Annotated in this window: 22 protein-coding genes, 1 other RNA gene and 1 pseudogene; 18 read left to right on the top strand and 6 right to left on the bottom strand. The window is 61.6% G+C overall.

Going from position 1 to position 26,058, the window contains the following annotated elements:
• Nucleotides 1-169 precede the first annotated feature (169 nt).
• A protein-coding gene (locus HNE05_RS16745; RefSeq protein ID WP_173203138.1) for an IS3 family transposase occupies nt 170-1,320 on the top strand; the annotation gives its coding sequence in 2 pieces (ribosomal slippage) (nt 170-407 and nt 407-1,320; 1,152 coding nt in all).
• A 100-nt stretch (nt 1,321-1,420) separates the two neighbouring features.
• Here HNE05_RS16745 and ssrA read toward each other — a convergent pair.
• Nucleotides 1,421-1,812, bottom strand: a transfer-messenger RNA (tmRNA) gene (ssrA, locus tag HNE05_RS16740).
• Between the two features lie 161 nt (nt 1,813-1,973).
• On the opposite strand from ssrA, the gene HNE05_RS16735 reads away from it, so the two are divergent.
• On the top strand, nt 1,974-4,892 hold the full coding sequence (locus HNE05_RS16735) for a hybrid sensor histidine kinase/response regulator (protein ID WP_173209434.1): 2,919 nt from the start codon (nt 1,974-1,976) through the stop codon (nt 4,890-4,892).
• 53 nt (nt 4,893-4,945) lie between these two features.
• Here HNE05_RS16735 and HNE05_RS16730 read toward each other — a convergent pair whose 3' ends face one another.
• On the bottom strand, nt 4,946-5,191 hold the full coding sequence (locus HNE05_RS16730) for a hypothetical protein (RefSeq protein ID WP_173209432.1): 246 nt from the start codon (nt 5,189-5,191) through the stop codon (nt 4,946-4,948).
• Between the two features lie 36 nt (nt 5,192-5,227).
• Between HNE05_RS16730 and HNE05_RS16725 the strand changes: the two are divergent.
• Nucleotides 5,228-5,425, top strand: a pseudogene (locus tag HNE05_RS16725) (FCD domain-containing protein); the annotation flags it as partial.
• 34 nt (nt 5,426-5,459) lie between these two features.
• On the opposite strand, the gene smpB reads toward HNE05_RS16725, so the two are convergent.
• On the bottom strand, nt 5,460-5,942 hold the full coding sequence (smpB, locus tag HNE05_RS16720; RefSeq protein ID WP_173209429.1) for an SsrA-binding protein SmpB: 483 nt from the start codon (nt 5,940-5,942) through the stop codon (nt 5,460-5,462).
• A 148-nt stretch (nt 5,943-6,090) separates the two neighbouring features.
• On the opposite strand from smpB, the gene HNE05_RS16715 reads away from it, so the two are divergent.
• Both HNE05_RS16715 and HNE05_RS16710 read left to right on the top strand, forming a co-directional pair.
• A complete protein-coding gene (locus HNE05_RS16715; protein WP_173209427.1) occupies nt 6,091-6,525 on the top strand; it encodes a type II toxin-antitoxin system RatA family toxin in 435 nt (144 codons plus the stop codon).
• Nucleotides 6,518-6,838: an RnfH family protein gene (locus tag HNE05_RS16710; RefSeq protein WP_173209425.1), complete on the top strand. Its 321-nt coding sequence runs from the start codon at nt 6,518-6,520 to the stop codon at nt 6,836-6,838. Before HNE05_RS16715 ends, HNE05_RS16710 begins: the two co-directional genes overlap by 8 nt.
• A 54-nt stretch (nt 6,839-6,892) precedes the next feature.
• Here HNE05_RS16710 and HNE05_RS16705 read toward each other — a convergent pair whose 3' ends face one another.
• A complete protein-coding gene (locus HNE05_RS16705; protein ID WP_173209423.1) occupies nt 6,893-7,408 on the bottom strand; it encodes an outer membrane protein assembly factor BamE in 516 nt (171 codons plus the stop codon).
• A gap of 97 nt (nt 7,409-7,505) precedes the next feature.
• Here HNE05_RS16705 and fur point away from each other — a divergent pair, with 97 nt between their 5' ends.
• Nucleotides 7,506-7,916, top strand: coding sequence for a ferric iron uptake transcriptional regulator (gene fur, locus HNE05_RS16700; RefSeq protein ID WP_173209422.1), 411 nt, complete (start codon nt 7,506-7,508; stop codon nt 7,914-7,916).
• A 59-nt stretch (nt 7,917-7,975) separates the two neighbouring features.
• On the opposite strand, the gene recN is transcribed toward fur, so the two are convergent.
• Entirely contained in the window at nt 7,976-9,649 is a 1,674-nt protein-coding gene (gene recN / locus HNE05_RS16695) for a DNA repair protein RecN (protein ID WP_173209420.1), read from the bottom strand.
• A gap of 146 nt (nt 9,650-9,795) precedes the next feature.
• On the opposite strand from recN, the gene grpE reads away from it, so the two are divergent.
• The 8 genes from grpE to HNE05_RS16655 all read left to right on the top strand — a co-directional run bounded on the left by grpE (nt 9,796) and on the right by HNE05_RS16655 (nt 19,920).
• Nucleotides 9,796-10,365 (top strand): nucleotide exchange factor GrpE, encoded by a 570-nt coding sequence (grpE, locus tag HNE05_RS16690; RefSeq protein WP_173209418.1) that lies wholly within the window; start codon nt 9,796-9,798, stop codon nt 10,363-10,365.
• Nucleotides 10,366-10,477: 112 nt separating this feature from the next.
• The gene (gene dnaK, locus HNE05_RS16685; protein WP_173209416.1) at nt 10,478-12,394 is read left to right on the top strand and encodes a molecular chaperone DnaK; all 1,917 of its coding nucleotides are present in this window, start codon (nt 10,478-10,480) and stop codon (nt 12,392-12,394) included.
• Between the two features lie 120 nt (nt 12,395-12,514).
• Nucleotides 12,515-13,639, top strand: a complete 1,125-nt coding sequence (gene dnaJ / locus HNE05_RS16680) for a molecular chaperone DnaJ (protein WP_173209414.1) — start codon at nt 12,515-12,517, stop codon at nt 13,637-13,639.
• A 10-nt stretch (nt 13,640-13,649) separates the two neighbouring features.
• Nucleotides 13,650-14,453, top strand: coding sequence for a 4-hydroxy-tetrahydrodipicolinate reductase (gene dapB / locus HNE05_RS16675; protein WP_173209412.1), 804 nt, complete (start codon nt 13,650-13,652; stop codon nt 14,451-14,453).
• Between the two features lie 185 nt (nt 14,454-14,638).
• Nucleotides 14,639-15,775, top strand: a complete 1,137-nt coding sequence (carA, locus tag HNE05_RS16670; protein ID WP_173209410.1) for a glutamine-hydrolyzing carbamoyl-phosphate synthase small subunit — start codon at nt 14,639-14,641, stop codon at nt 15,773-15,775.
• A gap of 35 nt (nt 15,776-15,810) precedes the next feature.
• A complete protein-coding gene (gene carB, locus HNE05_RS16665) occupies nt 15,811-19,032 on the top strand; it encodes a carbamoyl-phosphate synthase large subunit (protein ID WP_173209408.1) in 3,222 nt (1,073 codons plus the stop codon).
• Nucleotides 19,029-19,505: a transcription elongation factor GreA gene (greA, locus tag HNE05_RS16660; RefSeq protein ID WP_173209406.1), complete on the top strand. Its 477-nt coding sequence runs from the start codon at nt 19,029-19,031 to the stop codon at nt 19,503-19,505. The genes carB and greA overlap by 4 nt, the downstream gene beginning before the upstream one ends.
• Nucleotides 19,483-19,920 carry a DUF4149 domain-containing protein gene (locus tag HNE05_RS16655; RefSeq protein WP_240008772.1) on the top strand — a complete coding sequence of 146 codons (438 nt, stop codon included), beginning with the start codon at nt 19,483-19,485 and terminating at the stop codon, nt 19,918-19,920. The genes greA and HNE05_RS16655 overlap by 23 nt, the downstream gene beginning before the upstream one ends.
• A gap of 9 nt (nt 19,921-19,929) precedes the next feature.
• Here the strand turns inward: HNE05_RS16655 and yhbY are convergent, their stop codons facing one another.
• Entirely contained in the window at nt 19,930-20,241 is a 312-nt protein-coding gene (gene yhbY / locus HNE05_RS16650) for a ribosome assembly RNA-binding protein YhbY (RefSeq protein ID WP_173209404.1), read from the bottom strand.
• Between the two features lie 854 nt (nt 20,242-21,095).
• Between yhbY and ftsH the strand changes: the two genes are divergently transcribed.
• From ftsH to tpiA, 4 genes are all read left to right on the top strand, one after another.
• Nucleotides 21,096-23,021, top strand: a complete 1,926-nt coding sequence (ftsH, locus tag HNE05_RS16645; RefSeq protein WP_420826975.1) for an ATP-dependent zinc metalloprotease FtsH — start codon at nt 21,096-21,098, stop codon at nt 23,019-23,021.
• 8 nt (nt 23,022-23,029) lie between these two features.
• Entirely contained in the window at nt 23,030-23,881 is an 852-nt protein-coding gene (folP, locus tag HNE05_RS16640) for a dihydropteroate synthase (protein WP_173209401.1), read from the top strand.
• A 16-nt stretch (nt 23,882-23,897) separates the two neighbouring features.
• Nucleotides 23,898-25,235, top strand: a complete 1,338-nt coding sequence (glmM, locus tag HNE05_RS16635; protein ID WP_173209399.1) for a phosphoglucosamine mutase — start codon at nt 23,898-23,900, stop codon at nt 25,233-25,235.
• A gap of 64 nt (nt 25,236-25,299) precedes the next feature.
• Complete coding sequence (tpiA, locus tag HNE05_RS16630) at nt 25,300-26,055, top strand: triose-phosphate isomerase (protein ID WP_173209397.1); 756 nt, start codon at nt 25,300-25,302, stop codon at nt 26,053-26,055.
• The last annotated feature ends 3 nt before the right edge of the window (nt 26,056-26,058 follow it).

Here is a 26,058-nt window from a genome sequence, read left to right as displayed (position 1 = left end):
GCTGATCTGCTTGGCTACTGGTGCGCGCTGGTCAGAAGCCGAGAAACTGAAACCGACCGGGCTGCGTAACTCGGTGAGCACCTTCAGCGGAACCAAGAGCGGCAAGGTGAATCGCCCCTAGTTTCGTAGACACCTCCAAGCCTCATAATGAGGCCCATTAGGAGGTGCCATGAGCAACCAGCGTTACCCCGAAGAATTCAAGATCGAAGCGGTCAAGCATATTACCGAGCGCGGCTTGCGCGTTGCCGATGTGGCCGAGCGTCTAGGCGTGTCCGCACACAGCCTGTACGCCTGGGTAAAGCGCTACAGCAAGCCGCAAGCACAGCGGCAGCAGGTAGATGATCAGCAGGCCGAACTGCGTCGCCTGCGTGCCGAACTCAAGCGAGTGACTGAAGAGCGAGACATCCTAAAAAAGGCCGCCGCGTACTTTGCCAAGGAGTCCGGCTGAAGTACGCCGTTATCAGAAAGCTGTCGGTGGAGTACCCGGTGCGGCGCCTCTGCCAGACCCTCAAGGTGCATCCCAGCGGTTACTACGCCTGGCTGGCCGAGCCGAAATCCGCGCGTGCCAAGGAAGATCAGCGTCTGCTGGGCTTGATCAAGCATGCCTGGTTGGAAAGCGGCGGGGTCTACGGCTACCGCAAGATCCACGACGACCTGCGTGAGCTGGGCGAGTCTTGTGGCCGGCACCGTGTGGCTCGCCTGATGAGGAGAGAGGGACTGCGCTCGCAGACCGGTTATCGCCGGCGCCCCGGGTACTACGGTGGCAAGCCGACGGTGGCCTCGCCCAACCGTCTGGAGCGGCAGTTCAATGTCAGTGAACCGAACAAGGTCTGGGTCACCGACATCACTTACATCCGCACGTATGAGGGCTGGTTGTACTTGGCGGTGGTGCTGGATCTGTTTTCTCGCCAAGTGATCGGCTGGTCGATGAAGCCTCGGATGTGCAGCGACCTGGCCATCGATGCGTTGCTGATGGCGGTGTGGCGGCGCAAGCCCAAGCAGGAAGTGATGATCCATTCCGACCAGGGCAGCCAGTTCAGCAGCTCGGACTGGCAGAGTTTCCTCAAGGCCAACAACCTGATCAGCAGCATGAGCCGACGCGGTAACTGTCACGACAACGCGGTCGCGGAAAGCTTTTTCCAGTTGCTGAAGCGGGAACGCATCCGACGGAAAACCTACGGAACCCGTGAAGAAGCCCGCAGTGATGTGTTCGATTACATCGAGATGTTCTATAACCCCAAGCGCCGGCACAGCAGCGCTATGCAGCTATCGCCAGTGGAGTTTGAAAAGCGCTATTTCCAGAGCTTGGAGAGTGTCTAGGAAAGCTGGGGCGATTCAGTGACTAGTCGATGTCACACCTGCCGAAAATGGCAGGCCAAGACAGCGCAAAGCCCCGGAGTACGGGGCTCTGTGCATTTGATGGTGGAGCCGGGGGGATTTGAACCCCCGTCCGCCAGTTCTCCACTTTCGGTACTACATGCTTAGCCGTGTCTATTGAGTTAATCCGTAGCCGCCCGACGGGCAGGGTGCTTTGGACGAGTTGTGTAAGTTTTAGCCACTTTGTCCACAACGTACTACGCGGCGATCCTGTTCTGCATGACAATCACTTCAGGTTTACAGGCATCCCCTAGTGATCGCTGGAGCCGAAGCTACCAGAAGGACTAGTCGCGCCGCTTACGCAGCGAGAGCGTAGCCCTCGTAGTTTTCGTCATTGGCAACTATAGAAAGTTGCAACAGTGGATTTACGACTTCTGTTACCAAGTCGGCATGCACCTAGAGCTTCGCTACCGGCGTCGAATCCTAATCGGCCCCAAAACTCTCCTACATGAGTAGGACACGCAGTTTACGGTAAAGGTTCCCCAGCGTCGACCTGCGATCTGGCTTTAGAATGCTGGCCGGATTTCTGTAGCTGTCGACTCGCTCTGGCGCTGCCATGTGCCATCATTCCCCTGTCCTGATTTTGGAGCGTCGGCATGCCGTCCGCACAGCACAAACCTCTGCGCCGCTGGATATGGCAGGCTTTTCTGCAGAGCGCGTTGATTCCCCTGGTCTTGGTCGAGTCGGTGCTGATTGGCATGTACCTGTACACCAACGAGTCGATCCGCGACTCCCAGGTGGGCTATCTGCAGAGCAGTGCCCTGCAGGACCTGGCCAGTGCGGTGCAGCGCGAAGGGCAGGTGATAGACAGTCGCCTGCGCGCCATCGAGGCTCAGGTCAGTATTTTTCGCGATGCAGTAGGCGAGACCTTGCAGGACCGCCGCTATCAGCCGGATGAGCTGGAGCATGCGCGCCATGTGCAGGCGCCCGATGGCGTATTTCACAGTCGCAGTGACGATGGCCGTGCGGCTTCCTTTTATGCCAACAGCACGCCGCCGGCGCGCCAGGACCGCGACAAGGCGTTGCGTCTGTCGCGTGTCGATCCCTTGATGCGTTCGATCAAGCAGGCCGACCCGCTGGTGGCCGCCGTGTATTTCAATGCGTGGGACAGCTACAACCGCATCTATCCGTATTTCGATGTGCTGCAGCAATATCCCCATGACATGGTCATCCCGCAGTACAACTTCTATTACCTGGCCAATGCCGAGCACAACCCGCAGCGCAAGACGGCCTGGACTGATGTCTACCTCGATCCGGCCGGCCTGGGCTGGATGATGTCGGCGGTGGCGCCGGTCTATCGCGGTGATTTTCTCGAAGGTGTGGTGGGCCTGGATGTCACGGTCGGCCAGATGCTTGCCGAGATCGGCAGCCTGCAGGTGCCCTGGCAAGGCTATGCCCTGCTGGTTAGCCGCGACAACGGCATCATGGCGCTACCGGCCACCGGTGAGCACGATTTCGGCCTGCGCGAGCTGACGCAGTACTCCTATGCCGAAGCGGTCAGGCGCGAGGTGCTCAAGCCGGAAGACTTCAAACTCGATCGCCAGGCGGGGCTGAAGCCGCTGCTGACTGCCATGGCCACGGCCACCCATGGTGTGGCGGAGGTGCAGCTGGGTGGCCGTAACCAGCTGATGGCCTGGAGCGAGATCCCGCAGACCGGCTGGCGCCTGCTGCTGGTGGTGGATGAGGCGAATATCTTTCGCGAGACCAACCGCCTGGCCGAGCAATACCTGCAGATCGGCTACCTGCTGATCGCCGGCTTGGTGTTCTTCTATCTACTGTTCGGTAGCTGGATGTGGCTGCGTTCGCGGCATCTGAGCAATGAGCTGGCCGAGCCCATCGCCGGGATCGTCGGGATGATGCGCAGCCTGGCGGTGGGCGAGCGCAAGCCGGCGGCGCCGGAGACGGCGATTCTGGAGATGGCCGAGATGGCCGAGGAAGTGCAGCATGCTGGCCAGCAATTGCAGGCCAGTGAGGCGCAGCGCGTGCAGGTGCAGCGCACCCTCGAGCTGGTGCTGGAAAGCACCACGGAAAGCCTTTGGGAAGTGGAGGCGGCGAGCCTCAGCATCTGTGTCAGCGAGCGCTTCGTCAAACGCTTCGGGCTGCGCGAGAGCTGCCTGCCGTTTGCCGAATTCAACCAGCGCGTACACCCGGATGATCTGCAGCGTATTCGTCATCTGCGTCTGAGCCTGGCAGACGCCGTCGAGGATTTCTTCGAGGCGGAATATCGCTATGCCGATGCCATGGGTAACTACGTCTGGTTGCTCAGCCGCGGCAAGGTCATCGAGCGCGACGAGCAGGGCAGTGCCGTGCGCGCGGCCGGTACGCATGTCGATATCACCGGCCTCAAGCTGGTGCAGGAGGAGTTGCGCCATGCCAGCTTGGAGGCACAGGCCGCCAGCCAGGCCAAGAGCCGCTTCCTCTCCAGCATGAGCCACGAGCTGCGCACGCCGCTCAATGCTATCCATGGTTTCGCCCAACTGATCGAGCTGGAAGCCCAGGAGCGGCCAGAGGCTCGCCAGGAGCTGGAGTACGCCCGCGAGATCGTCCTGGCCAGCCGCCATCTGACATCCCTGGTCGACGATATTCTCGATCTCTCCAGCATCGAGAGTCGTCGCCAGCATCTGCAGCTCAAACCGGTGGAAGTCAGCGCGCTGCTCACCAGTTGCGCCGAACTGGTCCAGCCGGAAGTGCAGCAGCGCGGCCAGCAGCTGCGGGTGACGCCTGGCATCGTCGGCGAGTTGTATGTACTGGCGGATGTGCGCCGGGTGCGCCAGGTGCTGCTCAACCTGCTGTCCAACGCGCTCAAGTACAACAGCCCTCAGGGGTTGGTCTGCCTGGGTTATGAGCTGCGCCCGGCGGGTGTGCGGTTGTGGGTTGAGGACAGCGGTCCGGGGCTCAGCGAGCCGCAGCAGGCGCAGCTGTTCCAGCCATTCCAGCGCCTCGGCCGGGAGAGTTCGAATATCCCGGGTACCGGTATCGGCCTGGTGTTGTGCAAGGAACTGGCGGCGCTGATGGATGGCGAGATCGGTTTCAGCAGTGCGCCGGGTGCTGGTAGTCGTTTCTGGATCGACTTGCCGAGCGCGGCCTGCCCGCAGGACTTGCTGAGCCATGTCGGCTCGGCCGGCGCTGGCGAAGTCGCGCTGCCGTTGGCCCAGGTGCTCTGTGTCGAGGACCATCCAGCATGCCTGCGGGTGCTGCAGGAAGGTTTGCGCGATATGGCCGAGGTGCAGGGCGTTGGCTCGCTGCGGCGCGCCCAGCTGCTGCTGGTCGAGCAGGTTCCAGCGCTGGTGCTGCTGGATCTCGATCTGCCCGACGGCAATGGCCTGGAGCTGCTGGAGTGGATGCGCAACCAGCCGCGCCTGGTCGATGTGCCGGTGCTGGTGGTCAGTGCGGCCGTCGACGAGGTGCAGAAAGCAGAGGCACGCCGACAGGGGGCTCAGGCCTGCCTGCTGAAGCCGGTGGATCTGCAGCAGCTGCGGCAGATGGCGCTGTCGCTGCTGGGTGAAGTGGTTTAGCCGGTTGTTGCAGAGCTTCCGGCATTGCCACTGCGCAGTTGAGCGGCTGCTGGTTACTCGCTGGCCTGCAACAGGCTCATGGCCTCTTCCAGTACCTTGACCGACTCGGCGTGGTCGCCGGCCTTGTGCAGGGCTTCGCCTTCGGCACGCAGGCGCTGCACTTCGGCGAGTACTTCGGTGTCGGCCGGTGGATCGCTTTGCAGCAGCTTATCGATCTTGGCCATCTCGGCCGGGCAGTGCATGGCCATCAGCGGGGTGCAGAGCAGGGCAGTAGCGAGAAACAGGGCTGTGCGGCGCATGACAGGGCTCCTCCAGTGGGCGGTGTCAGCAGTATAGGAGCCATGCAGCGATCTGCTGGGCTGGCGATTGCCGAGGCCAGCCACAGCGCGGTGCTGCTGCACACCATTCGCGGCCTGTTCGACCTGCTCCAGCGCAACGTGGTGACCAATATCGGCGGCATGTATGCCCAGCGCGAAGAGACCCGCAGCATGCTGATCAGTCAGCACCGGGCGCTGTTCGAGGTAATCATGGCGGGGGCGGGTGCGCGCGACGCACCCTGCGGACGGCTTAGTCGTCCTTGCCCTTGGTGCGCATGGCGCGCTGCACTTCGCGGTCGGCGTCGCGTTCTTTCTCGGTATGACGCTTGTCGAAGTCCTTCTTGCCTTTGGCCAGGGCGATCTCGCACTTGATCAGGTGCGCCTTCCAGTAGATCGACAGGGCCACGCAGGTGTAGCCCTTCTGCTGTACCGAGCCGAACAGCTTGTCCAGCTCGCGCTTGTTCAGCAGCAGCTTGCGCGTGCGCGTCGGGTCGGCGATGACGTGGGTGCTGGCGGTCTTCAATGGGGTGATGTGGCAACCCATCAGCCAGGCTTCGTCATCCTTGAGCAGCACGTAACTATCGACCAATTGCGCCTTGCCGGCGCGCAGGCTCTTCACTTCCCAGCCGGACAGGACCAGGCCGGCCTCGAACTTGTGTTCGACGAAATAGTCATGCAGCGCTTTTTTATTCTGCGCGATGGTCCCCGTAGGGTGTTTCTTTTGCTTAGCCATAGGCGCGGCATTATAGGGAGTCGGCGCGGTGCTGGCGACAGCCTGTGCTTGAGGGGGCAGGGTGAATTCCGCACAATGCGCGCTTTCCGGCGGCTGGCCAGGCATTTTGTCGTGACCTGCCGCGATGCAGTACTCCAAGTGAGAGTCGATGAGCACGCGAATCCAACGCTCGGCGCTGCTGCCTTACCCGGCGCAGGCGCTTTACGATCTGGTCAACGATGTGGCCAGTTATCCGCAGTTCCTGCCCTGGTGCTCGGCCTCCGAAGTGCTGCTCGCCAGCGACAGCGAGATGCGTGCGAGCCTGACGGTGGCCAAGGGTTCGCTGAGTCAGCGTTTCATGACCCGCAACAATCTGGTGCCGGGCAAGTCCATCGAGATGCAGCTGGAAGAAGGGCCGTTTACCCAGTTGCAGGGCGTGTGGGAGTTCAAGTCGCTGGGCGACAAGGCCTGCAAGATCAGCCTGGACATGACCTTCGATTACGCCGGGCCGCTGGTGCGGGCTACCCTTGGGCCATTGTTCAATCAGGCGGCCAATACCCTGGTCGATGCCTTCTGCCAGCGAGCCAAGCAACTCTATGGATAAGCCGAATATCTTCGTTGAAGTGGTGTATGCCCTGGCGGACAAGCAGAAACTGCTGCGCCTGAGCGTGCCGGCCGGCACTACGGTGCGTGAGGTGGCATTGCGTTCGGGGCTGGATGCGCACTTTGCCGATCTGGACCTGGCCACTAGCCCGCTGGGTATCTTCGGCAAGGCCGTGGCCAAGCCGGAAGAGCGTTTGATCGAGGAGGGGGAGCGGGTGGAAATCTATCGCCCCCTGATTGCCGACCCGAAAGAGGTGCGCAAGCAGCGTGCGGCCAAGGCAGCACAGGCCAAGGCGGCCGAGCAGGGCGAATAGTTTCGCGCAGATATGAAAAAGCCCGGTCAGACCGGGCTTTTTTGTGTCTGCAGATTACTGCGGCGAGGCTTCCAGTGGCTCCGGGATTGGCACCGGTACCGGTTCGGCGGCATCCACTTCGCGCTGGATCTGTTCCAGCAGCGAGCCGGGCTTGGCCGGTTCTTCGTTCTGGGTTTGTGGCGTGGCGGTAGTGCTCGGTTCGCCGTCTTCACCGAGGATCGCCTGATCACGGCTGACGCCTGGCATGAAGTCACCGGCCAGACCGATCAGTTGATCATCGCTGCCGAACACCAGGCTGACCCGCTCCTGATAACGCTGGCGGCCACCCGGCTGGATGCTGTACAGGTAGTCCCAGCGGCTGGCGTGGAAGGTGTCGGTGATCAGCGGGTTGCCCATGATAAACCGCACTTGTCGGCGGGTCATTCCGGGCTTCAACTGGTCTATCATGTCCTGCGTTACGACATTGCCCTGCTGGATGTCGATTTTATAAACCCCGGGAAATGAACAACCGGCGAGTGCGAGCAGACTCACGAGGGTGAGGCTGGACAGCAAGAGCTTGGTGTTTTGCATCGGTGGGTGACTTCCACTATCTTGGCTGGGCAAAGTAAACCCCGATCATACCCGCATAAACGGAAGCTGCGAAGCAGCAACCTAGAGAAAGCTGACCATGGTTGAAAATAGCGAACTGCGCAAAGCCGGCCTCAAAGTAACCCTGCCGCGCGTGAAGATCCTGCAAATGCTCGACTCGGCCACGTCCGGCCAGCGGCACATGAGTGCGGAAGATGTCTACAAGGCGCTGATGGAGGCGGGCGAGGACGTCGGTCTGGCGACCGTGTACCGGGTGCTGACCCAGTTCGAGGCCGCAGGCCTGGTCGAGCGTCACAATTTCGACGGCGGTCATGCCGTGTTCGAGCTGGCCGATGGCGGCCATCACGACCACATGGTCTGCGTCGACAGTGGCGAGGTCATCGAGTTCTTCGATCCGGAGATCGAGAAGCTGCAGAAAGAGATCGTCAAGCAGCATGGCTTCGAGCTGGTCGATCACAACCTGGTGCTGTACGTACGCAAGAAGAAGTAAGTCCGCCAGAGTCGACAAAAAAGGCGCCCCACGGGGCGCCTTTTTCATGCGCGCGATATTCAGCTCTGCGCGCTGGCGACCATCTTGCGCGCGTGCTGCAGGGACTCCTCGGTGAGGTCGAGGCCGCCGAGCATGCGCGCCACTTCCTCGACCCGCTGGGCGGTATCCAGGGTCGCTACAGCGGTGCGGGTTTCTTCGCTGCCGCGCTGCTTGTGCACGAACAGGTGCTGGTGCCCCTGTGCCGCTACTTGCGGCAGGTGGGTGACGGTCAGTACCTGGCCGCGCTCGCCGAGGCGGCGCAGCAGCTGGCCAACCACTTCGGCCGTGGGGCCGCCGATGCCGACGTCGACTTCGTCGAATACCAGGGTCGGCACCCGTGAGGTCTGCGCAGTGATCACCTGGATGGCCAGGCTGATGCGCGACAGTTCACCGCCGGAGGCGACCTTGGCCAGCGACTTCAACGGTTGGCCGGGGTTGGCGCTGACCAGGAATTCGACCTGCTCCAGGCCATAGGGCTGCGGCTCTTCGGCGCTGCTGCCCTGCAACTGAATACTGAAACGTCCGCCGGGCATGCCCAGGCTCTGCATCTCGATCTGCACGGCATCGGCCAGGCGCTTGGCGGCCTGCTGGCGCAGTTCGCTCAGCTCACTGGCCTTTTCCTGGTAATGACGGGCGTAGGCCGCCAGCTCCTCGGTCAGGCGTTCGCTGGCCTGGTCGTCGGCATTCAGGCCTTCCAGTTCTTCCAGCAGGCGCTGCTGCAGCTCGCCGAGCTCGGTGGGCTGGATGCGGTGCTTGCGTGCCAGGGTGTAGATGGCGTCGAGGCGTTCTTCGAGGATCTGCTGGCGCTGCGGGTCGGCGTCGAAGTGGTCGATGAAACGGTTCAGCTCGCCGACCGCTTCCTCGACCTGGATCTGCGCGCTGGCCAGCAGGTTGCTGGCCTCGCCGAGCGCGCCGGGCTGGCTGCTGAACGCGCCGAGGCGGTTGAGGCTGGCGGTCAGTGCCGACAGCACGTTGCCGGCGTCGCTCTCGCTGCATAGGTCGAGCACCTGGCGGCAGGCGCCGAGTAGCTGTTCGGCGTTGCTCAGGGTCTTGTGTTCCTGCTCCAGCTGCTGCAGTTCGTTGTCGCCGAGGGTCAGATTTTCCAACTCTTCCAGCTGATAGCTGAGCAGCTGGTGGCGGGCGCGTTGTTCGTCGCTGGTCGAGGTCAGACGCTGCAATTCCTGGCGGGTCTGGCGCCAGCGCTGGGCGGCCAGTTGCACCTGGCGGGCCAGCTCCTGGCTACCGGCGTACTCGTCGAGCAGGCGGCGGTGGGTGTCCGGCTTGAGCAGCGACTGGTGCTCGTGCTGGCTGTGGATATCGATCAGCAGCTCGCCGAGAGCCTTGAGGTCGCCCAGTGGGCAGGGTGCACCATTGATATAGCCACGCGAGCGGCCTTCGCTGGTGATCACCCGTCGGAGGATGCATGGCCCGTCGTTGTCCAGGTCGCGCTCGCTGAGCCAGGTGCGGGCTTCCGGAATGTCGTCCAGATCGAAGCTGGCGAGGATGTCCGCCTTGTCTGCGCCGGGGCGCACTACGCCGCTGTCGGCGCGATCGCCAAGGGCCAGGCCGAGGGCGTCGAGCATGATCGACTTGCCGGCGCCGGTCTCGCCGGTGATCACCGACATGCCACGGGCCAGTTCCAGATCCAGATGTTCGACGATGGCGTAGTTGTGTACGGACAGGTGCGCCAGCATGGAGATCACTCCCAAAAAATTGTGCTGGCTATTTATACAGTGTTTTGTTTTGTCCTGACAATAACCCTTGAAAGCCTGTGTTTGGGCCCCATATAGGCGGAAGAAACGCGGGCCATGACCCGCTGGCGTATTGATAGGAGGACCCAATGGCTGACGAACAGACTCTCGATCCACAGAATCCGCAGGACAATCCGGCGCCCGAGGGGGCGTTTGGTGAGGATCTGATTGCCCGTGTGCAATCGCTCGAAGAGCAGCTGGCCGCTGCGCAGGATCAGTCCCTGCGCGTGGCTGCTGATCTGCAGAACGTGCGCCGGCGTGCCGAGCAGGATGTCGAGAAGGCGCACAAGTTCGCCCTGGAAAAATTCGCCAATGACCTGCTGCCGGTAGTCGACAGCCTGGAGCGCGGCCTGGAGCTGTCCAGCCCCAACGACGAGGCGATCAAGGCCGTGCGTGAAGGCATGGAGCTGACCCTCAAGCTGTTCCACGACACCCTCAAGCGTTATCAGCTGGAAGCGGTCGATCCGCATGGTGTGCCGTTCAATCCGGAGCACCACCAGGCGATGGCCATGGAAGAAAGCACCCATGTCGAGCCGAACTCCGTGCTCAAGGTGTTCCAGAAGGGCTACCTGCTCAATGGTCGCCTGCTGCGCCCGGCCATGGTCGTGGTCAGTAAGGCGCCGAGCGCGCCGCTGCCGTCGATTGACGAGCAGGCTTGAAATCGGCGCTACAGCCCCCATCTATTAGTACAAGCGATTTAGTGCTGGCGCGGCCAATCCAATCTACGGGCCGCGCAACCAAGGTTAAAGACACAGTTTTTGGAGAGTAAAAATGGGCAGAATCATCGGTATCGACCTGGGGACTACCAACTCCTGCGTCGCCATTCTGGAAAACGGTAGCGTCAAGGTCATCGAAAACGCCGAAGGCGCGCGTACTACGCCGTCCATCATCGCCTACGCCAACGACGGCGAGATCCTGGTCGGTCAGGCCGCCAAGCGCCAGGCCGTGACCAACCCGCACAACACCCTGTACGCGGTGAAGCGCCTGATCGGTCGTCGCTTCGACGAAGACGTGGTGCAGAAAGATATCAAGATGGTCCCGTACAAAATCGCCAAGGCCGACAACGGTGACGCCTGGGTCGAAGTGAAGGGCCAGAAAATGGCACCGCCGCAGATCTCCGCGGAAGTGCTGAAGAAGATGAAGAAGACCGCCGAAGACTACCTCGGCGAGCCAGTCACCGAGGCGGTCATCACCGTTCCGGCCTACTTCAACGACAGCCAGCGCCAGGCCACCAAAGACGCCGGCCGCATCGCCGGTCTCGAGGTCAAGCGCATCATCAACGAGCCGACCGCGGCTGCGCTGGCTTATGGCATGGACAAGGGCAAGGGCGACCACACCGTGATCGTCTATGACCTGGGTGGTGGTACTTTCGACGTGTCGGTGATCGAGATCGCCGAAGTCGACGGTGAGCACCAGTTCGAAGTGCTGGCCACCAACGGTGACACCTTCCTCGGTGGTGAGGACTTCGACATTCGTCTGATCGACTACCTCGTCGACGAATTCAAGAAAGAGTCCGGCATCGACCTGAAAGGCGATCCGCTGGCCATGCAGCGCCTGAAAGAGTCTGCCGAGAAGGCCAAGATCGAGCTGTCGTCCGCGCAGCAGACCGACGTCAACCTGCCGTACATCACTGCCGACGCCACGGGGCCTAAGCACCTCAACGTGAAGATTTCCCGCGCCAAGCTGGAAGCCCTGGTTGAAGAGCTGGTCACCCGTACCATCGAGCCGTGCCGCATTGCTCTGAAAGACTCCGGTCTGGACGTTAGCAGCATCGACGAAGTGATCCTGGTCGGCGGTCAGACTCGCATGCCGCTGGTGCAGCAGAAAGTCGCCGAGTTCTTCGGCAAAGAAGCGCGCAAGGACGTCAACCCGGACGAAGCCGTAGCCATCGGTGCTGCGATTCAGGGCGCCGTGCTGGCGGGCGACGTGAAAGACGTGCTGCTGCTCGACGTATCGCCGCTGACCCTGGGTATCGAAACCATGGGTGGCGTGATGACCGCGCTGATCGAAAAGAACACCACCATCCCGACCAAGAAGTCGCAGGTGTTCTCGACTGCCGACGACAACCAGGGCGCGGTGACCATTCATGTGCTGCAGGGCGAGCGCAAGCAAGCCGCGCAGAACAAGTCGCTGGGCAAGTTCGACCTGGCCGAGATCCCGCCGGCTCCGCGTGGCGTGCCGCAGATCGAAGTGACCTTCGACATCGACGCCAACGGCATCCTGCACGTCGGCGCCAAAGACAAGGCCACCGGCAAGCAGCAGTCCATCGTGATCAAGGCCAACTCCGGTCTGTCCGAGGAAGAAATCGAGCAGATGGTGCGTGACGCCGAGGCCAACGCCGAGGAAGACCGCAAGTTCGAGGAGCTGGTCACTGCCCGCAACCAGGGCGACGGTCTGGTGCATGCCACCCGCAAGATGATCACCGAAGCCGGCGACAAGGCCACGGCTGACGAGAAGGCGGCCATTGAGAAGGCGCTGGGCGAGCTGGAAGTTGCCGTCAAGGGCGACGACAAGGCAGTCATCGAAGCGAAGATGAATGCGCTGTCCGAAGTCACTGCCCCGCTGGCGCAGAAGATGTACGCCGAGCAGCCGCAGCCGGGCGCTGCCGCTCAGGGTGCAGACCAGGCTCAGGACGCGGCCGACGATGTCGTCGATGCCGAGTTCGAAGAGGTCAAGGACAACAAGTAAGCTTCGGCTTGCCTTAGTTCCTGCCCGCCGAAGCTTGGCTTCGGCAGGTGCGATTCGCCGCGCGGGAGCTTGCTCCCGCGTTGGCGTGTCTGGAGCAGACGAATTTAAAGGTGTTGATGTATGGCCAAACGTGACTATTACGAAGTGCTCGGTGTGGAGCGCGGTGTCAGCGAGGCGGAGCTGAAAAAGGCTTACCGGCGCCTGGCGATGAAGCACCACCCGGACCGTAATCCGGATGACAAAGCCTCGGAAGAGAAATTCAAGGAGGCCAACGAGGCCTACGAAGTGCTCTCCGATGCGAGCAAACGCTCGGCCTATGACCAGTACGGGCATGCCGGCGTCGACCCGCAGATGGGTGGCGGTGGCGGCTTCGGTGGTGGGGCGAACTTCTCCGACATTTTCGGTGACGTGTTCAGCGACTTCTTCGGTGGCGGTCGCGGCGGTTCCCGTGGCGGCGCCCAGCGTGGCAGCGACCTGCGCTACACCCTGGAGCTGGATCTGGAAGAGGCGGTGCGCGGCACCACCGTGACCATTCGCGTGCCGACCCTGGTCAACTGCAAACCGTGCGATGGCTCCGGGGCGAAGAAGGGCACCAGTCCGGTGACCTGTACGACCTGCGGTGGCATCGGTCAGGTGCGCATGCAGCAGGGCTTCTTCTCGGTGCAGCAGACCTGCCCGCGTTGCCACGGCAACGGCAAGATGATCACCGACCCCTGTGGCAGCTGCCATGGCCAGGGCCGTGTGGAAGAGAGCAAGACCCTGTCGGTCAAGGTGCCGGCCGGTGTCGATACCGGTGACCGCATCCGCCTGTCTGGCGAAGGCGAGGCCGGCAGCATGGGCGGCCCGGCGGGCGACCTGTACGTGGTGGTCAATGTGCGCGAGCACGCGATCTTCCAGCGCGACGGCAAGCACCTGTACTGCGAAGTGCCGATCAGCTTCGCTGACGCGGCGCTGGGCGGCGAGCTGGAAGTGCCGACCCTGGATGGCCGGGTCAAACTGAAGATTCCGGAAGGCACGCAGACCGGTAAGCTGTTCCGCCTGCGTGGCAAGGGTGTGGCTCCGGTGCGCGGCGGCGGTGCCGGCGACCTGCTGTGCAAGGTGGCGGTGGAAACTCCGGTCAACCTGGGCAAGCGCCAGCGCGAGCTGCTGGAAGAGTTCCGCAAGTCGCTGGAAGGCGACAGCTCCCACTCGCCCAAGGCCAGTGGCTGGTTCGACGGCGTGAAGCGGTTCTTCGGCGATATCTAAGGAATTGGCTATGCGACGTATTGCAGTGATGGGCGCCGCCGGGCGCATGGGCAAGATCCTGATCGAGGCGGTCGAGCAGGCGGATGGCGCCAAACTGACCGCGGCGGTGGATCGTCCGGACAGCAGCCTGATCGGCGCCGATGCTGGCGAACTGGCGGCGCTGGGCAAGATCGGTGTGGTGCTGGCGGGTGATTTGGGTGCGGTGCTCGATCAGTTCGATGTACTGATCGATTTCACCCACCCGTCCGTGACCCTCAAAAACCTGGAAGTCTGCCGCCAGGCCGGCAAGGCCATGGTCATCGGCACCACCGGCTTCAGCGTGGAAGAGAAACAGTTGCTGGCGGAAGCGGCCAAGCAGATTCCGATCGTCTTCGCCGCCAACTACAGCGTCGGCGTCAACCTGTGCCTGAAGCTACTGGATACAGCCGCCCGCGTGCTGGGCGATGAGGTCGATATCGAGATCATCGAGGCGCACCATCGGCACAAGGTCGATGCGCCTTCCGGCACCGCGCTGCGCATGGGTGAAGTGGTGGCCAATGCCCTGGGGCGTGACCTCCAGAAGGTTGCGGTCTATGGGCGCGAAGGCCAGACCGGTGCTCGCGAGCGCGAAACCATAGGTTTTGCCACCGTGCGCGCTGGCGATGTGGTCGGCGATCACACGGTATTGTTCGCTGCCGACGGCGAACGGGTGGAGATCACCCACAAGGCCTCCAGTCGGATGACCTTCGCCAAGGGTGCGGTGCGTGCGGCGCTGTGGCTGCAGAGCCAGCCGGCCGGGCTGTATGACATGCAGGATGTGCTTGGGCTGAGCTGAGATAGCTTTTCGGTCCATCCTGGCGGTGGACCGAAAAGGCGTTTTCCTGTAAGCTTCCTGCTTTAGTGTGTCCACTAAAAGTAACGCAGAATGAATCAGATAAAGAAGCGGGGTGACGGTCAATACGTCATCCCGCTTTTTTACAACCTGCGTTTGTGCAAGTTTCAGATCTAAGGGAGGTCTTCTTGACTAAGCCAGCCATACTCGCCCTTGCCGACGGCAGCATTTTCCGCGGTGAAGCAATCGGGGCCGACGGCCATACCATCGGTGAAGTGGTGTTCAACACCGCCATGACCGGCTATCAGGAAATCCTTACCGATCCTTCCTATGCCCAGCAAATCGTCACGCTGACCTACCCGCACATCGGCAACACCGGCACCACGCCGGAAGATGCCGAGTCCAACCGCGTGTGGGCCGCCGGTCTGATCATTCGCGATCTGCCGCTGACCTCCAGCAACTGGCGCAACAAGCAGCCGCTGGACGAGTACCTCAAGGAAAACGGTACTGTCGCCATTGCCGGCATCGATACCCGCCGCCTGACCCGCATCCTGCGTGAGAAAGGCTCGCAGAATGGTTGCATCCTGGCTGGCGAAGACGCCACCGAGGAAAAGGCCCTGGAACTGGCGCGCAGCTTCCCCGGCCTGAAAGGCATGGATCTGGCCAAAGTGGTCAGCTGCACCGAGCGCTACGAGTGGCGCTCCAGTGTGTGGGAGCTGAAAACCGACAGCCATCCGGAAATCGCCGCCAGCGAGTTGCCCTACCATGTGGTCGCCTATGACTACGGGGTCAAGGTCAACATCCTGCGCATGCTGGTCGAGCGCGGTTGCCGCCTGACCGTGGTGCCGGCACAGACCCCGGCCGGCGACGTGCTGGCGCTGAACCCGGACGGCGTGTTCCTCTCCAACGGCCCTGGCGACCCCGAGCCGTGCGATTACGCCATCCAGGCGATCAAGGAAGTGCTCAACACCGAGATTCCGCTGTTCGGCATCTGCCTCGGCCACCAGCTGCTGGCCCTGGCCTCCGGCGCCAAGACCGTGAAGATGGGCACCGGCCACCACGGCGCCAACCACCCGGTGCAGGACCTCGACAGTGGCGTGGTGATGATCACCAGCCAGAACCACGGCTTTGCCGTGGACGAGCCGAGCCTGCCGGCCAACCTGCGCGCCACCCACAAGTCGCTGTTCGACGGCACCCTGCAGGGTATCGAGCGCACCGACAAGGACGCGTTCAGCTTCCAGGGGCACCCCGAGGCGAGCCCCGGCCCGCACGATGTGGCCCCGCTGTTCGACCGCTTCATCGAAGCCATGGCCAAGCGCCGTTAAGCCAGCCGACTGACCCAAGGATTCGAGTAAGAAACATGCCAAAACGTACAGACATCAAAAGCATCCTGATCCTCGGCGCCGGCCCCATCGTTATCGGCCAGGCCTGCGAGTTCGACTATTCCGGTGCCCAGGCCTGTAAAGCCCTGAAAGAAGAGGGCTACCGCGTCATTCTGGTGAACTCCAACCCGGCCACCATCATGACCGACCCGGCCATGGCCGATGCTACCTACATCGAGCCGATCAAGTGGTCCACCGTGGCCAAGATCATCGAGAAGGAGCGCCCGGACGCCCTGCTGCCGACCATGGGCGGCCAGACCGCGCTGAACTGCGCGCTGGACCTGGAAAAGCACGGCATCCTGGAAAAATTCGGCGTCGAAATGATCGGCGCCAATGCCGACACCATCGACAAGGCCGAAGACCGTTCGCGCTTCGACAAGGCGATGAAGGACATCGGCCTGGCCTGCCCGGTTTCCGGCATTGCGCACAACATGGAAGAGGCCTACGGCGTGCTGGAGAAGGTCGGCTTCCCCTGCATCATCCGTCCGTCCTTCACCATGGGCGGCACCGGCGGCGGCATCGCCTACAACCGGGAAGAGTTCGAAGAAATCTGCGCCCGCGGCCTGGATCTGTCGCCGACCAGCGAGCTGCTGATCGACGAATCGCTGATCGGCTGGAAGGAATACGAGATGGAGGTGGTCCGTGACAAGAAGGACAACTGCATCATCGTCTGCGCCATCGAGAACTTCGACCCGATGGGCGTGCACACCGGTGACTCGATCACCGTGGCCCCGGCGCAAACCCTGACCGACAAGGAATACCAGATCCTGCGTAACGCATCGCTTGCGGTGCTGCGCGAGATCGGCGTGGAAACCGGCGGCTCCAACGTGCAGTTCGGCATCTGCCCGAACACTGGCCGCATGGTAGTGATCGAGATGAACCCGCGCGTGTCGCGTTCCTCGGCGCTGGCCTCCAAGGCCACCGGCTTCCCGATCGCCAAGATCGCCGCCAAGCTGGCCGTGGGTTACACCCTCGACGAGCTGAGCAACGACATCACCGGTGGGCGTACCCCGGCCTCGTTCGAGCCGGCCATCGACTACGTCGTGACCAAGATCCCGCGTTTTGCCTTCGAGAAGTTCCCGAAAGCTGACGCCCGCCTGACCACCCAGATGAAGTCGGTCGGTGAAGTCATGGCCATCGGTCGTACCTTCCAGGAGTCCCTGCAGAAAGCCCTGCGCGGTCTGGAAGTGGGTGTGTCAGGTTTTGATGAAAAGCTCGATCTGGCCGATCCGGAAGCTGAAAGCACCCTGCGCCGTGAGCTGACCGTGCCCAGCGCTGACCGTATCTGGTACATCGCCGATGCCTTCCGTGCTGGCAAGACGGTTGCGGAAATCTTCGAGCTGACCAATATCGATGAATGGTTCCTGGTACAGATTGAAGATCTGATTAAGGACGAAGAGCGGATCAAGAAGCTGGCACTGTCGAGCATCGACCGTGACGCGATGTACAAGCTCAAGCGCAAAGGTTTCTCCGATATTCGCCTGGCCAAGCTGTTGGGCGTGACCGAGAAGACCCTGCGTAGTCAGCGTCACAAGCTGAAAGTGCTGCCGGTGTACAAGCGCGTCGACACCTGCGCCGCCGAGTTCGCCACCGACACCGCCTACATGTACTCGACCTATGAGGAAGAGTGCGAGGCCAATCCGTCGACCCGCGACAAGATCATGATTCTTGGTGGCGGCCCCAACCGTATCGGTCAGGGTATCGAGTTCGACTACTGCTGCGTACACGCCGCGCTGGCGCTGCGTGAAGACGGGTACGAGACCATCATGGTCAACTGCAACCCGGAAACCGTCTCCACCGACTACGACACTTCCGATCGCCTGTACTTCGAGCCGGTAACCCTGGAAGACGTGCTGGAAATCGTCCGCGTCGAGCAGCCGAAAGGCGTGATCGTGCAGTACGGCGGGCAGACCCCGCTGAAAATCTGCCGCGCCCTGGAAGAAGCCGGCGTACCGATCATCGGTACCTCGCCGGACGCCATCGACCGCGCTGAAGACCGCGAGCGTTTCCAGCAGATGGTTCAGCGCCTCGGCCTGCGCCAGCCGGCCAACGCCACCGCGCGCAGCGAAGACGAGGCCCTGGCCCACTCCAAGGTCATCGGCTACCCGCTGGTGGTGCGCCCGTCCTACGTGCTGGGTGGTCGCGCCATGGAGATCGTCTACCAGGAAGACGAGCTCAAGCGTTACATGCGTGAAGCGGTGAAAGTCTCCAACGACAGCCCGGTGCTGCTCGACCACTTCCTCAACTGCGCCATCGAAGTCGACATCGACGCGGTGTGCGACGGCGAGAGCGTGGTGATCGGCGCGATCATGCAGCACATCGAACAGGCTGGCGTGCACTCGGGTGACTCGGCCTGCTCGCTGCCGCCGTACTCGCTGCCGATGCATATCCAGGACGAGATCCGCGAACAGGTCAAGAAAATGGCCCTGGAACTCGGCGTGGTCGGCCTGATGAACGTGCAGATGGCCGTGCAGGGCGAGGATATCTTCGTCATCGAAGTGAACCCGCGCGCCTCGCGTACCGTGCCGTTCGTGTCCAAGTGCGTCGGCGTCTCGCTGGCCAAGGTGGCTGCCCGCGTCATGGCTGGCAAGTCGTTGGCCGATGCCGGCTACACCAAGGAAATCATCCCGCCGTACTTCAGCGTCAAGGAAGCGGTGTTCCCGTTCGCCAAGTTCCCAGGCGTCGACCCGATCCTCGGCCCAGAGATGAAGTCCACCGGTGAAGTGATGGGCGTGGGCGATACCTTCGGCGAGGCCTTTGCCAAGGCGCAGCTGGGTGCCAGCGAGATTTTGCCGAACTCCGGGTGTGCCTTCATCAGTGTGCGCGAAGACGACAAGCCGTTCGTCGAGCAGGTCGCTCGCGATTTGGTCGCCCTCGGTTTCGAAGTGGTCGCCACCGCTGGTACCGCCCGCGTTATCGAGGCCGCCGGCCTGCCGGTACGCCGGGTGAACAAGGTGACCGAAGGCCGCCCACACGTGGTCGACATGATCAAGAACGACGAAGTCACCTTGATCATCAACACCACTGAAGGCCGTCAGTCGATTGCTGACTCCTACTCCATCCGTCGTAACGCTCTGCAGCACAAGATCTACTGCACCACCACCATCGCGGCGGGTCAGGCGATCTGCGAGGCGCTCAAGTTCGGTCCCGAGAAGACCGTGCGCCGGCTGCAGGATCTGCATGCAGGAATCAAGGCATGACCAAATACCCCATGACCGTCCAGGGCGCTCGCGCCCTGGAGGAAGAGCACGCTCATCTGACCAAGGTGGTGCGCCCCAAGCTCAGTCAGGATATCGGCACCGCGCGTGAGCTCGGTGACCTCAAGGAAAACGCCGAATACCACGCCGCGCGCGAGCAGCAAGGCATGGTCGAGGCGCGTATTCGTGATATCGAAGGTCGTCTGCAGAATGCGGTGATCATTGATGTCACTACCATCGCCCACACCGGCAAGGTGATCTTTGGCACCACCGTCGAGATCGCCAACTGCGAGACCGACGAGAGCGTCACTTACCAGATCGTTGGCGAGGATGAGGCTGACATCAAGCTGAGCAAGATCTCTGTCGGTTCGCCCATCGCCCGTGCCTTGATTGGCAAGGAAGAGGGTGATGTGGTCACGGTGAAGACGCCGAGCGGTGTGGTCGAGTACGAGATTGTCGAAGTCCGCCATATTTAAGCGTCAGCCGCCGCGTGCGGGGGCGATCAGTTGGCAGCTGGCCCAGACATTCTGGGTCGGCGGCCTGTGGCTGTTGCACTTCGTCATGCTGCCGGCGCTGGAGAAGATCGGTCTGGCGCCGCTGCTGATCGAGACGATCGGCGCGACCCTCAATCCCTTGTTGATCGGTTTCGCTGCATTCTGTGCGTTATTGCAGGCGGCAGTGCTGATGCAGGCCGAAGGCGTGCGCAGCCTCTGGCGTGATATGCGCGGGCAGTTGCTGTTGGCGGTGCTGGGGATGGCGCTGGCGTACTTTGCGGTGCGCGAGTGGCAGCCGGATGCAGCGCGCTGGCTGCTGTTCAACTACCTGGTGCTGGCGTTGTGCGGAGTGCTGTTGGTGTTGCAGCCGCTGCCGGGGCAGCGGGCGGGGCGCTGACTGCCGCTATCAGGCCTGATAGCGGTGGATGTTGGACAGGTTCTTGTTGGCCTTGGGGTTCTTGCGGTAGACCAGGGCCATCTTGCCGATGATCTGCACCACTTCACAGCGGCCGACCTTGCTCAGTTCCTCGATCAGGGCGCGGCGATCGTCACGCTCGGTGATGCGGAACTGCACCTTGATCAATTCGTGATCACTCAGTGCGCGCTCCAGTTCGGCCTGTACGCCTTCGGTCAGGCCGTTCTCGGCGACAATCAATACCGGTTTCAAGTGGTGGCCGATAGACTTGAAGTGTTTCTTCTGCTCGTTGGTAAGCGCCATAATCTGATCCTGCGACGGGGAAACTGCCGGAAACGGAATGCGTTTGCGCTGCTTGGGCGAAAGCTGGAAGGTGCGCAGGGCGCAGTTTTCCAGCCTGTTTTGCCAAGTCTGGCCTCGCGTTCCGAGGTTCCAGGCTGCTTCTGAATTGTAAAAACGGCGTAGTTTACCCGAGCGTGCTGGAGTGCGCCCAGCTAATCACTATCTGTGGCTTATGGGATGCCCGGTGGTCTCCTTCAAGACGTCGTTGACGGTGGCTGGAAAGAGCGCTTGGCTGAGCCGGTCGTCAAAATGACGCAAGAAGACGATTGTCGCTTCGGTGCTGGGCGGCAGCGGGAGCTGGATCGTCTCGGGGATCCTGAAGAGGGTTGGCGTCCCGGTGTCGCCTTTGTTCCGCGGGGCTTCACCGAAAGGAGTTGTTCGCCGGATGGTCGAGGTTGTCAGCGGCCATTCGGTAGACCTTGTGATTTTCGATATGGCCCCAATATGAGTTAAGTGACACCGGATGTTCAGGCGCTGCGCCCCGACGCCGGTGTCCTGCTCAAGTGCTTTCAGGCGTAAGGTTTCTGCGTGTACCCCAGGTGGGTGTGCGAGCAGTTTGACAAGATGCAGGTGCGCAAGCCCCTGTCGGTGTGCGACTCGTTCCCGCGAGTAATACCTGCTCGTGTGGGGTTGTCGCGGGGTCTAGACTGGGCGGTAACTGCGGATGGAGCGCGGGTGAGCCGCGCCACAGTGCTCATAAAGGGTTACAGACGGCACCTGCCAGGGGCAGGGTTGTGTAGTAAGTTAGACGGGTATATCTCAAGCCGTTTTGCGAAGCGCGTTTCAGGACGGGGCTCGCTTCAGAGGGTAGCTAATTGAACGACATGGCAAAGAACCTGATCCTGTGGCTGATCATCGCGGCCGTTCTGGTCACGGTGATGAACAACTTCTCCACGCCCAGTGAGTCCGGCAAGCTGAACTATTCCGAGTTCATCCAGCAGGTGCAGGAAGGCCGGGTCAAGCAGGTCACGGTGGATGGCTACATTATCAGCGGCAAGAACGCTGATGGCACCACCTTCGAGACCGTGCGTCCGGCTATCGAAGACCGTGGGTTGATCAAGGATCTGATCGACAACAACGTCGAGATCGTCGGCAAGCAGCCGGAGCGCCAGAGCATCTGGACCCAGTTGCTGGTGGCCAGTTTCCCGATCCTGGTGATCATCGCCGTGTTCATGTTCTTCATGCGCCAGATGCAGGGCGGTGGCGGTGGCAAGGGCGGGCCGATGAGCTTCGGCAAGTCCAAGGCGCGTCTGCTCTCGGAAGATCAGGTCAAAACCACCTTCGCTGACGTCGCCGGTTGCGACGAGGCCAAGGAAGAAGTCGGTGAGCTGGTTGAGTTCCTGCGCGACCCGGGCAAGTTCCAGCGCCTGGGTGGCCGTATCCCGCGTGGCGTGCTGATGGTTGGTTCGCCGGGTACCGGTAAGACCTTGCTGGCCAAGGCGGTTGCTGGTGAGGCCAAGGTGCCGTTCTTCACCATTTCCGGTTCAGACTTCGTCGAGATGTTTGTCGGTGTCGGCGCATCCCGTGTGCGCGACATGTTCGAACAGGCCAAGAAGCACGCGCCCTGCATCATCTTTATCGATGAAATCGACGCCGTTGGCCGTCATCGTGGGGCTGGCATGGGTGGCGGTCACGACGAACGCGAGCAGACGCTCAACCAGCTGCTGGTGGAGATGGATGGTTTCGAAATGAACGATGGCATCATCGTCATCGCTGCGACTAACCGCCCCGATGTGCTGGATCCGGCGCTGCTGCGCCCGGGCCGCTTCGATCGCCAGGTGGTGGTGGGCTTGCCGGACATTCGCGGTCGCGAGCAGATCCTCAAAGTGCACATGCGCAAAGTGCCGATGGGCGAGGACGTTGTACCGGCGGTCATAGCGCGCGGCACGCCAGGCTTCTCCGGTGCCGATCTGGCCAATCTGGTCAACGAGGCGTCGTTGTTTGCGGCTCGTGCCGGTAAGCGTGTGGTCGAGATGAAGGAGTTCGAGCTGGCCAAAGACAAGATCATGATGGGTGCCGAGCGCAAGACTATGGTCATGTCGGACAAGGAGAAGCTCAATACTGCGTTCCACGAGGCAGGTCACGCCATTGTCGGGCGTCTGGTGCCTGAGCATGATCCGGTCTACAAGGTGTCGATCATTCCGCGCGGGCGCGCCCTGGGTGTGACCATGTTCCTCCCGGAGGAAGATCGTTACAGCCTGAGCAAGCGCGCCCTGACCAGTCAGATCTGCTCGCTATTCGGCGGTCGTATTGCCGAGGAGATGACGCTGGGCTTCGATGGTGTCACTACTGGCGCCTCCAACGACATTATGCGCGCCACCCAGTTGGCCAAGAATATGGTCACCAAGTGGGGCTTGTCGGAAAAGCTCGGCCCGCTGATGTATGCCGAAGAAGAGGGTGAAGTGTTCCTCGGTCGTAGCATGGGTAGTCAGCACAGCAATGTCTCTGCTGATACCGCCAAGCTGATTGATCAAGAGGTGCGCAGCATCATCGATCAGTGCTATGCCACCGCCAAGCGCCTGTTGCAGGACAATCGCGACAAGCTTGATGCGATGGCTGAGGCGCTGATGAAGTACGAAACCATCGATGCCGATCAGATCGATGACATCATGAACGGCCGCGCCCCGCGCGAGCCGAAAGGATGGCAAGGTGGTGGCGACAATAACGGCACGCCTACCGCGCCCGTTGAAGTTGCGGAGTCCGCGGAAAAGCCCATTGGTGGCCCTGCCGCCGAGCACTAAGGTTACCAATGTCTGTTGTGCCAACCTTTGACCGGCTGCCCTGTGGCAGCCGGTTTCTTGATTTAAGCCGTCCGCAAGTGATGGGCATCCTCAATGTGACCCCTGACTCCTTCTCCGATGGCGGTCGCTTTGCGGCGCGCGATGCGGCACTGCGCCATGCGGAGGAAATGCTGGCTGCCGGCGCTACCTTGATTGATGTGGGTGGGGAGTCGACTCGGCCGGGTGCGCGGCCTGTCTCGCCACTCGAGGAGATGGAGCGCGTGGCTCCGGTGGTCGAGGCTGTCGCCGCCAATCTGGACGTGATTATTTCCCTGGATACCTCAACCCCTGCGGTCATGCGTGAGGGTGCGCGGTTGGGCGCAGGGCTGATCAATGATGTGCGCGCGCTGCGTCGCGAGGGTGCCTTGCAGGCGGCGGCGGATACGGGTTTGCCGGTTTGTCTCATGCACATGCAAGGCGAGCCTGGGGTGATGCAGCAGGATCCGCAGTACCAGAATGTGGTGGCTGAAGTGCGCGAATTCCTGGCGCAGCGAATGGCGGCATGCACTGAGGCGGGCATCGCACTCGAGCGGATTGTGCTGGATCCCGGTTTTGGTTTTGCCAAGACCCTGGCGCACAATCTCAGCTTATTCCGTCATATGCAGGAGCTTTATGCACTCGGTCGGCCTTTGCTGGTGGGTGTGTCGCGCAAGAGCATGATCGGTCAGGCCTTGGGGCGCGAGGTTGGCGACCGGCTGTATGGTGGTCTGGCGCTGGCGGCGTTGGCTGCCAGTCAGGGCGTCAGTATCCTGCGAGTGCATGATGTGGCTGAAACGATTGATGTCGTACGCATGATTGATGCTGTGCAGTCGGCGCAATAAGAACAATGGAGTTCGCATGAGTAGAAAGTATTTCGGGACCGACGGTATTCGTGGGTATGTTGGGCAATTTCCCATTACCCCGGAGTTCATGCTCAAGCTTGGTTGGGCGGCCGGTATGGCGTTTCGCAAGCAGGGCAAGTGCCGCATTCTGATCGGCAAAGACACGCGCATTTCTGGCTATATGTTCGAGTCGGCCCTTGAGGCCGGGCTTGTGGCGTCAGGAGCTGATGTCATGCTGCTTGGGCCCATGCCCACTCCGGCCATTGCTTACCTGACTCGCACCTTCCAGGCCGAGGCCGGGATCGTCATCAGTGCGTCGCACAATCCGCATTATGACAATGGCATCAAGTTCTTTTCCGGCAAGGGCACCAAGCTGCCGGATGAAGTCGAGTTGATGATCGAGGAGCTACTTGATCAGCCGATGACCGTGGTCGAGTCGGCGCAGCTCGGCAAGGTTTCCCGCATTAATGATGCGGCTGGGCGCTATATCGAATTCTGCAAGAGCAGTGTGCCCACCAGTACCAGTTTTGCCGGGCTCAAGCTGGTGATCGATTGTGCCCATGGCGCCACCTATAAAGTTGCGCCCAGTGTTTTCCGTGAGTTGGGTGCGCAGGTCTCGACCCTGGCGGTGCAGCCTAACGGCCTCAACATCAATGATGATTGTGGTTCGACCCATGTTGCTGGGTTGCAGGCGGAAGTGCTGGCGCAGCAGGCTGATCTGGGAATTGCCTTCGATGGTGATGGTGATCGCGTATTGATGGTCGATCACGCCGGTACCGTGGTGGATGGCGATGAGTTGCTGTTCATCATCGCGCGTGATTTGCAGGAGCGCGGCAAGCTCGGTGGCGGCGTGGTGGGGACGCTGATGAGCAACCTGGGGCTGGAGCTGGCGTTGGCCGAGCAGGGTATTCCCTTCTCGCGAGCCAAGGTGGGTGACCGCTATGTGATGGCCGAGCTGCAGGAGCGTGACTGGCAGCTGGGCGGAGAAAACTCGGGGCACCTGGTGTGTTTCCAGCACACCACCACCGGTGATGCGATCATTGCTGCTCTGCAGGTACTGATGGCGCTCAAGCGTAATGGTCAGACCCTGGCTGAAGCGCGTCAGGCTTTGCATAAGTGCCCGCAGGTGCTGATCAACGTGCGGTTTGCCGGCGGTGTCGACCCAATCGAGCATCCGGCGGTCAAGGATGCCTGTGCGCGGGTGACCGAGCGCATGGCGGGGCGTGGGCGGGTCTTGCTGCGCAAGTCCGGTACCGAGCCGTTGGTGCGGGTGATGGTCGAGGGTGAGGATGAGGCGCAGGTGCGCGGTTATGCCGAAGAGTTGGCGAAAGTAGTCACTGAAGTCTGTGCCTGATTGGCTTGCCAGTGTGGGTGCTCTTGGGTAACATCTGCGCCCACTTTGATCGACGAGGTCTGGCATGCGTCGCCCCCTGGTAGCTGGTAACTGGAAAATGCACGGTACCCGCGCCAGCGTCGCAGAGCTGATCAAGGGCCTTCGTCAGCTTGCATTGCCGAGTGGTGTGGAGGTTGCGGTTTTTCCGCCCTGCCTTTACATCAATCAGGTGATTGCAGGTCTGGAAGGCAAGTCGATCGCCGTTGGTGCTCAAAATTGTGCTGTAGAGCCGATGCAGGGTGCTTTGACGGGAGAGGTAGCGCCAAGCCAGTTGGCAGATGCGGGTTGTTCGTTGGTGCTGGTTGGGCATTCCGAGCGTCGCCAGATTCTCGGTGAGCGCGACGATATCCTCAGTCGCAAATTTGCTGCAGCGCAGTCCTGTGGTTTGGTGCCTGTGCTGTGTGTGGGTGAAACGCTGGAGCAGCGTCAGGCTGGCAAGACCCTTGAGGTGGTTGCTGGTCAGCTCGGTAGCGTGATTGAAGAGTTGGGCGTGGGGGCTTTCGCTCGCGCTGTGGTTGCGTATGAGCCGGTCTGGGCCATTGGTACTGGGCTGACCGCATCGCCACAGCAGGCGCAGGATGTCCATGCAGCCATACGTGCGCAGCTGGCGGCGGAGAATGCCGAAGTGGCGCGCGAAGTTAGGATTTTGTACGGTGGCAGCGTGAAAGCTGCGAATGCTGCCGAACTGTTCGGCATGCCGGATATCGATGGGGGGCTCATTGGTGGGGCCTCTCTGAATGCAGATGAGTTTGGTGCGATCTGTCGCGCTGCAGGAAACTGAAAA

This window comes from Pseudomonas campi, assembly GCF_013200955.2.
Taxonomy (GTDB): Bacteria; Pseudomonadota; Gammaproteobacteria; order Pseudomonadales; family Pseudomonadaceae; genus Aquipseudomonas; species Aquipseudomonas campi.
The sequence above is the reverse complement of the archived record's forward strand: the minus strand, read 5'-3'. Positions and strand labels throughout refer to the sequence as shown.